Genomic DNA, 8974 nt, shown 5'->3' with positions numbered 1-8974 from the left:
CGTCCCACCTCCAAGCGGGCTGATACACTACGAGAGGAACTTAACTCTCGCCAGCAAGCTCCTCGATGAGGCAGGATATCCAGTCTCCAGCAATGGAACGAGATTCACAATCGAGCTGCTAACAAGAAACCTCCCTGAAACTCAAACGATAGCTCAGGTTCTGAAGGAACAACTAGCTGATGTAGGAATAAACCTCAACATCAAGATAGTCGATCTACCAACATTCCTCCAGCTGCAGAGCACCTATAAATATCAGCTGGCTCTAATCGGCTATTGGATCTCTCCCATATGGGCCTATCAGCTCTTCCACAGCAAATATATAGGAAAGGGGGCATTCAGCAACCCATTCTATCTAAACAGCACTGAGGTGGATGCATATCTCGATGATTGGCTGCATCAGAGCGATCCCCAGAAACAGATCTATGACATGCAGCAGGTAGAGCTCTATGTGAACAGGAATATCGTGGAGATCCCCCTGTACAAGTTCGTATGGATTAACGTGATAGACAAGAACTTTGCTGGAACAGACCTCCCTCTTGGCAAGTGGCTTGTCTACGATCCAATAATAAATACATATTACTTGCCCCTCCAGACGACAACACAGACAACCGCAACCACCACCCCGTCTCCCACAGCTACCACAACTACAACTACAGTTACAACAACGCCACAGAACACAACAACCTCTCCTGCTACAACAGCTGGTGGAATAGGAGGTCTGGCATTAGCTGCTGTCATTGCGGTTGTAGCTGCTGTAGCCGTAGCAGCTGCATTCCTTCTAAGGAAAAAGAAATAATCTTTTTTTCAAATAAGTTTAGAACTTTTTGAAGGTGGGAAAATTTGGATTCATCAAAAAAGGACTTTCTTGAACGTCTTCGGTCACATGTTAAAGAAAGATGGGAATACATGATAGAGGAAGGCAGGAATCTAATTAGAATGCCCAGCATTTCGGCCACGGGCGAGGGAATTGCTGAAACTGCGGATTATCTAAGAGAATGGATTAGAGATAGGATTGGAGGAGAGGCATCTCTCCTTTCCTACGGAGGTCATCCAATAGTTTTCGCAAAGATAAAAGGGGAAACTGACGAGAAAGCAATAGTCTATAACATGTATGATGTGCAGCCGCCGGATCCAATAGAGCTCTGGGAGGTACCCCCCTTTGAAGCGAAAATAGTTGATGGCAAAATAATTGCAAGGGGGAGCTATAACTCAAAGGGGGCTCTTATGGGCTCCCTACTTGGCTTAGAAGCTCTCTTGAATTTGAAAGGTAATCTGCCCCTAACCACATATGTAGTCCTCGAGGGAGAGGAGGAGCTTGGCAGCAGATCCATGCCAAAATTCGTTGAAGACAAGAAGTCGGAGCTGGAAGGAGCAAAGGTAACTTACTTCGCTTTCCCATCAGAATCAGTTCCAGGAAAGCCGTGGATCATTTTAGGCAACAGGGGACTAGTCTATATTGAAGTGAGAGCGAGGACCTCTAAGTATGATGTTCACAGTAGCTATAGTAGAGGATTCTACAACCCAGTAGTAATACTTTCAAAGATAATATCTCACATGATTGATCCTCTGGAAGGTCCGAGGATCCCGTGGCTCGAGGAAAAAGCTATCGGTCCTACAGAGGAAGATCTGAATTACTTGCAGGATATAAAGGAAGCATCTCCAATGGAGGAGGTACAGAGTAGCTATGGAATTTACAAGCCCAGAATTTCTGGCGATGACTGGTACATAGCAACTCACTTCAAACCAACAGTCAACGTAGATGGAATTATTTCAGGATATACGGGAAGAGGTACAAAGACTATAATTCCCTCAGAGGCTTCAATGAAAATTGACTTCAGGATAGTCCCAGGAATTGAGCCAGAGGATGTAGTTAGGGGCTTCGAGGAAATGCTAAAGCGCCTGGGTTTAAGAGATTTTGTTGAATATACAGTGCTCAATTCATATACATGGGGAAAAACAGATCCCAGAGCTCCTGCTGTTGAAATAGCGAGGGATACGTACAGAGATCTGGGCTACAATTCATATGTCATTCCAATCTTGCCTGGATCAGCACCATCATATCTGTTTACCCGTGTCTTGAAAACTGCAATGATTGATACCGCTCCAGGAAGCGGTGCCAGAGCTCATGCTCCAAATGAGTACATAACAGCAGATACCATCCCAAAAATTGCCCTATATACTGCCCTTTTCATGGAAAAATTGAAGGGAGCCTATGGAAGCCGAGCTTAGAGCTATGAAGAGTCTGCTCAGCTGAGACAGGTAACCTCATCGCAAGAGCTCGGAAATTATTATTCATCATCCTCTTTTTCCTCTTCGCCAATCTTCTCATTTCTTCTCATAATTATGTCATACAGTTTTTTTGGGCTTTTTGTATAGAATCTAACTTTATATATACCCTTTTCCGTTTCATTTGTGAGCTCAACGAACTTCCTATCCTCATTCAGCTCTATTTTGAAACCACTTAGGGGAAACTTGAGTCCAGAACTACTGGTCAATCCCTTTAAGATAACACCCTTGGTTGTGACAATGAAGCTTCTGGGAACATTTATCATCACCATCTTCTTGTTCTGCTTCTTCATCTTTCTTGAGGTATAGATTTGTCCAGCAGTGCTTATGGCAAAGCTCCCTTCGAATAGGGTAAGATAAGCAACTGTCATCCCAATTCTCTCATCCGAGAAATGCGGAGCAATATATGAAGTCACTGGAGCAAATGCTATGAAGAAATAGATGAGCACCACGAAGGAGAGCATCATGCTCACATTCATTGCCTTCATTTGCTCCTGCATTTCCAATGCGTATTGCTTATCACTGCTCACATACTCAAAAGCCTTTGTTTCTTCATATAGAGTCTTCCCCTTCTCCAGCTCTGCTGCCTTAGCCGAGCTGGGATACTTTGGCTGTCCAAACTTGCTCATTAAGTACATATAGACGATGAAATAGAGAAATATGAAAATCCAATAAAGCGTTCCAGTTCTTCCCAGGAAGCCTGCTACCACAGCGAATAATAGAATAGAGAGCTGGCTTATCAGAATTTGCTTCTTGCTCTGCATTATTGCCGACATTTATCAGCAACCTCGCGAGTTCAATTTTTTTGAGGATTTAACGTTAATAAAGAATTCATTCAGTGCTTTCCTTTAAATATTCTCCACTGCTCAATACATTTTTCTGTAAGTGCGGTAATAAAATATTAATCATCTTTAATTGGAACCCATCAGGCTTTCAAAATGGTAAAGGATATTATGAAAGAACTTTTCGAAAAACTGTTATAAAAATAATTTAATTTTGATATATTTAAAAATATTATTTTCTTGAGAGAAGTCGGCAAATTAAAGCCCGATCAGTAATATCGTGCATATATTAATAGAATAATATGACATTAAAATACATTTATCTATCAAGTCTTTTTAATATTTGTTTCGTACCTGAAAAACATTTTCATAAGAGGTATACCCTTGAAAATCGAGATGCTCAACAGGAAGCTAACTGTTCTCAAGGAGCTGGATGAAACAATTGACTTTTCCAAATCAACCCTCCAAATAGAAATAATGCTCGCCTTTCTTCTCGGAAACAGAGAGCTAACTCCATCAAATCTAGTTGAGTTAATGGATGAAAGGAGGAAGGCTATTCTTGATGCTCTTAGGAAAATGCAGTTGAAGGGAATAATTAGAAAGGAAGGAGAGAGAAATGGGGAACCGATCTATGTGCTAACAGAAACAGGAGAAAAGTACTCACAGATGCTTAAAGATGCTCTTGGTCTAAAGGAAACACCCCAGGATAGCTCGAGCAAAGAGGAGGTCCTCTCTAATAGAGACAGAATCGTTATTCTGAAGAAAATAACTGGGCTATATCACATCTACAATGCAATCGTTTACTTGGCAAACTCCTCGGAGGGCAAAATGGATCTCAGCAAGCTCTCATCTCTAGTAGGGCTTAGTCCGGAAAGAGCAAAATCATATCTTGACGCTTATTCCCGTCCTCCAATAAGAATTTTCAGAAGAATAGTGATACCATCAACAAGGAAAACTTTCTATAAGCTGGAGAAAGAAGGATGGGCCATCTACTATAAGAGCATGCAATATATGCAGTTCAAAAGTGACTTTATAGCCAGAACCAGGTTGAAGCTGAGGATGCGCATGTGGAGATTCAGGAGAGTCAGAGAAGTTCTCTTAATTCCATTATTTTTAATCAAAATACTCCTCACAAGCTTCACAGCTCTGGTTGGCTCTCTTTTTGATGCCTTTTTCATACTTTTGACGCTATCTTTTGTAGAGTTCACCGTCTCTCTCCTTTCTCCCTGATCTCCTTCTACCTCTTATAAGCAAGTACACATGGCTCAGCTTTTCAGCTATCTTTTCTGCTTGCATTTCCTCTCCAACCTTGAAAAGCAATATGCTGTCCTTGATTACAATGCCGAAGTACTTTCTCTGAAGCTGATCTCCCCCAATGACAAAATAGAGCCCCTCTCTCTGAGGGACAGAAGTGAGATCGACAATGCTCTCAATTTCCCCGTCCTCCTCGGGCGGCCAGGATGCCACAATTCCCTCTTCCAGCCTGATAAGATATACAGCTTTAACAATGACTCCATCGACCAAAACTCTGAGGAACTCGGAGCTTCCCGTTTTCCCCCACCGATAACTTTCTAGGAAATCTATTCGTTTATACTCCTCCTAATTTGGCGACCACCTGGCGACGATCAGCAGGACGATAAAGCTCTCTGTCGGTAGCCGTTTTAACTTACCCTTAACTCTTTCGAGCTCGAGAGCTTTCTCGATACCCGTAAAACGGGTGAGAAAATGGAAAACAAGAAAGTGAAGGAAAAGAAGAAGAGAGGGATCGTTGGAATAGAAGCTGCCATAGTGCTAATAGCCTTTGTGATAGTCGCTGCTGCTCTGGCATTTGTAGCGCTGAATATGGGGCTCTTCACAACACAGAAGAGTAAAGAGGTAATAGGCAAGGGATTGGGAGAGGCCAGCACTGCTCTTGAGGTTGATGGCTCAGTTCTGGGAATAAGCAACAGCACACACATTGTTGATGTATCAGTACCCATAAAGACCTCTGCCGGAGTTTCAGCTGTTGATCTAGCACCTTCCAGAGTGACCATTGGAGTGATAGTGGGAGGAACGTCCTTTGAGAATATATACAAGGGCATACTCTACTACAATTCAACTGATGGAAATCTATACTATGCCACTAACCGCACACAATTCACTACAACACCTCTACCAGATCTGTCAACAAACTCTATTGCCAATGCCATATGGAGCACATCGCCATCTTCTCCCGAAGCATACATCGTCATTCTCAAGAATGTGAACTATGATAGTGTGCTTGAATTCAGCGAAAAAGCAATAGTGCTGATAAATATGGGGACAGCCAATTCATTGCCTCCCTACGGAAAGCTGAGCATTGAGATAAGGCCCCCGGAGGGAGCCCCTCTAACAGTAGAGAGGACAATGCCGCCGAATCTGCCAGAAGGTGCAGTCAGCCTAGGATGAACTGGTATAAAAAACATAACTTTTTTTAAAAAAAGAGGCGCTCGCTCATGTCCCCCGAGCTCTATATAGAAAGGGCATATGTGATGACAGCATTATCGCTATGTGCAGTTGCGATAAGCATTATATTGCTGCTGAAGTCCTTGGAGATGTGCGGATTTGAGAAGTTCGCAATAGGAGCTGTTGCTGTTGCTCTTGGTCTAATAGCAATGCACGTCTTCATAGCCGGACTGGCGACCTCTCTGAGCTAAAGAGGATGATCGAGCGGTGAGGGGGAATGAGCGAAGAAAAAAGGTTGAGTGGGCTTGCGATTGCCCTATATGTAGGGCAATCGTTCATCCCATATTAAGAAGATTTGGAGGGATGAGAAAAATGAGCGAAGGGAAGGAGGAGGAGCTGAAAGAAATAGTAGATGCCCTGAAAGATGCAATTGCTGAGCTGAAAACCGCTCTGAGCGATCTGACCGGACCATTTGCATCGATTAGGAAAGAAGCCTCTCAGAGTTTGCCTAAGGAGGTGAAGGAGGAAAAAAGCACGGCTCAGAAAAGTGAGGAACCTATTCAAAAGGAAATTTTGATGAGAAGAAACGAGGCTGCTAATGCACCACATATTGAAACTCAAAAAAGCGAAAAGGATCTTGAAAAAGTAGTTAGGGCGCTTAAGACCCTATACATGCTGAGAGAGCATGTATCAGGAGAGATAATAGAAGATCAGATCTCAACCCTGAAGAGCTTCGGACTGAGCGATGAGAGAGCTCTAGAGCAGATCAAGCAGATCAACGCATTGATTGATAAGAGCCTCAAGAGCGGCATAGGCCTTGAGGAGCAGATCATATCTCTATACATAATAGCTAGATTGCTTGATCTCCCAGACAGGGAACTTGAGCAGGAATTCCTCGAATCGGTTCTGGATAAGCTGAAGAAGAGAGAAACAAAGGGACAATAGGGGAACCATGATTGGGTGAGTCGACAACAATAACACATGCACTGCTGACGATCGCTGCGATAACCATAGCTTCAATATTTGCATTTGTCATGTTAACAAAAATCTCTGCTCTAAACAGCAGCATCTCTCAAATCATATATTCCAACGTCAATAACATGGAGAATTCAATTACAATAATTGATTTTTACTATAACTCAAGCAATCAATCCTTTGTTGTATACGTGAAGAACACAGGAAACGCAGATATATCTCCTGGCTTTGCTTCCATGACAGACATATATCTGGGCACTTATGGTTTTGGTCCAATACTGTATACTTACTCATCCACGCCATCTCCTGGACATTGGACATACATAAAACTCCAGCCTGACATATCGTGGAAGAGCGGAGAGACAATTATTATGCTGATATTCAACACTACCTCCATTTCTCCTCCTTACAGCTTGAAGATTGTTCTTCCTGGTGGGGTTGGAGGGGAAATGGTTAAAGGTGGGTGAAAATTATTGGGATTCAGCTTTACCAAACTGAAAGCCTCGTCCTTTTTGGGCTGGGATGATGCAGCAAGATTTATAAGCTATGTATCCTCTAATGTATTCTAAAGGATAGCCATGGAGGGCGACTCTCAGACGGGGCTTGAGCTCAAGAGCACTAGGCATGCTATGTATTGGTGCGGCTATCACTTCGCGTGGATTCCTAAGTACCGTAGAGGTGTTCTCGTAGGCGAAGTTGCTGAATACACTAGAGAAGTGCTGAAGCAGATATTTGTTGAGATTGGCTGTGAGCCTATAGCTATCGAGGTTCTGCCAGACCATGTTCATGTGTTCTGCTCATGCCCTCCACGGCTATCCCCAGCCTATGTGGTGAACTACCTCAAGGGTAAGAGCGCTAGGAGGATACTGCAGAGGTTCCCGGAGCTGAAGACTGGTGCTACTAGAGGTAAGCTATGGTCTAGGAGCTACTTCGTAGCAACTGTTGGTAATATATCAGCTGACATCATCAGGAAATACGTAGAAGAGCAGTGGGAGAAGGAGAGATGAGGAGAACTGTAACACTAAGGCTACTGCCGGATAGAGATTCAGAGAACAAGCTCAAATTGCTTTGCTCACTATCAGCTAGGCTCTGGAACGAGATCAACTATACTAGGAGAAGAGCATTCTTCGAGGAAAAGAAAGTTGACTTAAGATCTACATATAGAGAGTTCTACGAGAAGTACAAGGCATTGATAGGTTCGGCAACAGCTCAGCAAATCCTAAACAAGAACGATGAGGCTTGGAGGGGCTTCTTCTCAGCACTGAAAACGAAGAGAGAAGGAAAGCTACCACAATTCATCAGAAAGGTGAATCCTCCAGGCTATAGAAAGAAGAACAGTTTTAGAGAGCTGTGGTGTGTCCTCAGGAACGACCAGTACAGGTTCAAAGGAGACCAAATTGTTTTCAAGGGTCTCGGAGCGATCGGTAGTATCAAGGTAAGGTATGCTGGTAGAGTAAGCATTAGAGGTAAGCAGGGTAGGGCTGAGGTACGCTACGACAGTGATGAAAGGAAGTGGTATATACATGTAGCATTCGAGGTATCTGAGAAGATAGTTAAGGATGAATGGGTTAAAATTCCAGCAAAGCCTCTGGGAGATAAAGTTGCTGGAATAGACATAGGCATTAATAACCTGTTGGCTGTGTATATGGAGGACGGTTCAGCTCTAATTATTTCAGGTAGACCGTTGAAGAGCATTAGCTTCTACTGGAGAAAGAGGTTAGCAGATTATCAATCCACCTTGAACAGGTATGGATTGAAGACCTCCATGAGGCTCAGGAGAATGTACAAGAGGTGGAGGAGGCAGGTGAAGGACTACATTAACTGGGCTGTGAGGAACGCTATGGAGCGGCTCTACCGGAGAGGCATATTAAGGGTATTGGTTGGCTATCCAAAATACATAGCTCAAAACGGTAATAAGAACTCTAAGCTCAACTTCGAAGTAGTTCACGCATGGACATACGGGTACTTGTTGAGAAGAGTGATCGAGGTAGGAGAAGAGTACGGTATAAAGGTGGAGCTCGTTAATGAAGAGAACACTTCTTCCACCTGCCCACTATGCAGAGTGAAGAACCAAGAGCACAAGAGGATATACAGAGGATTATTGAAGTGCTACAAACACAGCAATGTGTTCAATGCAGACCTGGTAGGAGCATTCAACATGCTGCTCAAAGCTAAAACCATAGCCCCGAGCTCCGCTCTATATGGGGTAGGGGTAATGCGCTTGAGACCAGGCGCAGGGCTGAACCCAGCGAGAGCTGGGAATGTAGCCCTAAACCTTCCCAGAACCCTCGCACTTTAGGTCGGGGAGGAGGTCAGTATGCCGCAGGAAATATACGAAACAAAAATAAAACCAAAGCCATTTGTATACAAATTAATAGATATTTCTTCAGTAGCTATAATAGTAGCAGGAAGCGCCATCAGCATCTATATTATTTTCTCCGGAAAACTGACATTCTTCATTCTTGGAATTCTTATAATGGCGGTTGGAGCGGCCCTGATCTTTCCAG

12 protein-coding genes are annotated in these 8974 nt (G+C 43.4%); 10 read left to right on the top strand and 2 right to left on the bottom strand.

Features of this window, described 5'->3' with window-relative positions; all coding sequences use genetic code 11:
• Together QXR92_04390 and QXR92_04385 are read left to right on the top strand one after the other, a co-directional pair.
• A partial coding sequence (locus tag QXR92_04390) for an ABC transporter substrate-binding protein (GenBank protein ID MEM0319238.1) occupies positions 1-796 on the top strand: 796 nt, incomplete at its 5' end.
• Positions 797-840: 44 nt separating this feature from the next.
• Positions 841-2229, top strand: coding sequence for a M20/M25/M40 family metallo-hydrolase (locus QXR92_04385; GenBank protein MEM0319237.1), 1389 nt, complete (start codon positions 841-843; stop codon positions 2227-2229).
• A gap of 59 nt (positions 2230-2288) precedes the next feature.
• Here the strand turns inward: QXR92_04385 and QXR92_04380 are convergent, their stop codons facing one another.
• On the bottom strand, positions 2289-3062 hold the full coding sequence (locus QXR92_04380; protein MEM0319236.1) for a DUF2208 domain-containing protein: 774 nt from the start codon (positions 3060-3062) through the stop codon (positions 2289-2291).
• A gap of 390 nt (positions 3063-3452) precedes the next feature.
• Here QXR92_04380 and QXR92_04375 point away from each other — a divergent pair, with 390 nt between their 5' ends.
• On the top strand, positions 3453-4298 hold the full coding sequence (locus QXR92_04375) for a hypothetical protein (GenBank protein MEM0319235.1): 846 nt from the start codon (positions 3453-3455) through the stop codon (positions 4296-4298).
• Here the strand turns inward: QXR92_04375 and QXR92_04370 are convergent.
• Complete coding sequence (locus QXR92_04370; GenBank protein MEM0319234.1) at positions 4257-4592, bottom strand: hypothetical protein; 336 nt, start codon at positions 4590-4592, stop codon at positions 4257-4259. The two genes, QXR92_04375 and QXR92_04370, sit on opposite strands and share 42 nt — an antisense overlap.
• Positions 4593-4793: 201 nt before the next feature.
• Between QXR92_04370 and QXR92_04365 the strand changes: the two genes are divergently transcribed.
• The 7 genes from QXR92_04365 to QXR92_04335 form a co-directional block, all read left to right on the top strand.
• Positions 4794-5495, top strand: a complete 702-nt coding sequence (locus tag QXR92_04365) for an archaellin/type IV pilin N-terminal domain-containing protein (GenBank protein ID MEM0319233.1) — start codon at positions 4794-4796, stop codon at positions 5493-5495.
• 47 nt (positions 5496-5542) lie between these two features.
• The gene (locus QXR92_04360) at positions 5543-5743 is read left to right on the top strand and encodes a hypothetical protein (GenBank protein MEM0319232.1); all 201 of its coding nucleotides are present in this window, start codon (positions 5543-5545) and stop codon (positions 5741-5743) included.
• 121 nt (positions 5744-5864) lie between these two features.
• Complete coding sequence (locus QXR92_04355; protein MEM0319231.1) at positions 5865-6437, top strand: hypothetical protein; 573 nt, start codon at positions 5865-5867, stop codon at positions 6435-6437.
• 11 nt (positions 6438-6448) lie between these two features.
• Positions 6449-6934, top strand: a complete 486-nt coding sequence (locus QXR92_04350) for a hypothetical protein (GenBank protein MEM0319230.1) — start codon at positions 6449-6451, stop codon at positions 6932-6934.
• 111 nt (positions 6935-7045) lie between these two features.
• Positions 7046-7474: an IS200/IS605 family transposase gene (gene tnpA, locus QXR92_04345; GenBank protein MEM0319229.1), complete on the top strand. Its 429-nt coding sequence runs from the start codon at positions 7046-7048 to the stop codon at positions 7472-7474.
• Positions 7471-8766, top strand: a complete 1296-nt coding sequence (locus tag QXR92_04340; GenBank protein ID MEM0319228.1) for a transposase — start codon at positions 7471-7473, stop codon at positions 8764-8766. The genes tnpA and QXR92_04340 overlap by 4 nt, the downstream gene beginning before the upstream one ends.
• An 18-nt stretch (positions 8767-8784) precedes the next feature.
• Positions 8785-8974 (top strand): hypothetical protein (locus QXR92_04335; GenBank protein ID MEM0319227.1); only part of this gene is annotated, 190 nt, incomplete at its 3' end.

It is taken from the genome of Fervidicoccaceae archaeon (assembly GCA_038734945.1).
Classification (GTDB): Archaea; Thermoproteota; Thermoprotei_A; order Sulfolobales; family Fervidicoccaceae; genus ARK-14.
Note: the sequence above shows the minus strand (reverse complement) of the source record. Positions and strands in the feature narration are given on the sequence as shown.